The organism is Alishewanella sp. WH16-1, from assembly GCF_001441695.1.
GTDB lineage: Bacteria > Pseudomonadota > Gammaproteobacteria > Enterobacterales > Alteromonadaceae > Alishewanella > Alishewanella agri.
In genome coordinates, this window is record NZ_LCWL01000071.1 from 1 (window position 1) to 661 (window position 661).

Below are 661 nucleotides of genomic sequence, written 5' to 3' on the forward strand. Positions count from 1 at the left end.
CTGGGGATACCTCAGGTAAATACGTCAGCTTTAATGGTGGCTAATACAATACAAGTTAGCGGTTATATTTCCGCGGGGCAACGTTAACTGTTGCCCATGGGAGTTTTTATCAACCTAAGATTATTGAGCAAAAGTTATTTTACACAAGACTGATAAGACTGGGCTTTCTGAACGCCGCTATCAATTAATGTTTTGACATCGCTGTTGTTGATATTGGCTAATAGCTTGTCCATAACTTCTTGTGCGGTAGTAGCGGAGGAGGCTTCAGCCAGGCATGAGTAAGCATTTGCAATTTTGTTTTTGACTGCCGCCATCGCTTCTGGGCTAGTGAAATCAACCGTTAGTGCATCATTAATTGATGCGGAAAGTTGACTTGCCAGCTGAGGTGAATTTTTTAACAACTCTAAGTTGAGGCCATTGATATCCACGGCTTCTAGTTTATTTTGTAGTTCAACTGCCTTTTGATTGGCTGCATCTTGGGCTTTATCAATCATCTGATTTGCACTATCACAACCTGTTAGCACGATTACACAAGCAAGCGTAATTAGAAATTTTTTCATACTGCGTCCTTTTGAAAATTAAATTATAGTGTCATTGGTATGGTTATATCTACCAGCTTTGAGAAAAGTCATATCTACATTCTGAGGGATCCCCACAAATT

At 39.8% G+C, this 661-nt stretch carries 1 protein-coding gene; it reads right to left on the minus strand.

Features of this window, described 5'->3' with window-relative positions; translation table 11 throughout:
* Window positions 1-134: 134 nt before the first annotated feature.
* Entirely contained in the window at window positions 135-560 is a 426-nt protein-coding gene (locus tag AAY72_RS06200) for a hypothetical protein (protein ID WP_008985538.1), read from the minus strand.
* Between the last annotated feature and the right edge of the window lie 101 nt (window positions 561-661).

What these genes read in the sequence shown, in the direction of transcription:
- AAY72_RS06200 (WP_008985538.1), bottom strand. Translation starts at nt 560, where the DNA reads ATGAAAAAATTTCTAATTACGCTTGCTTGTGTAATCGTGCTAACAGGT.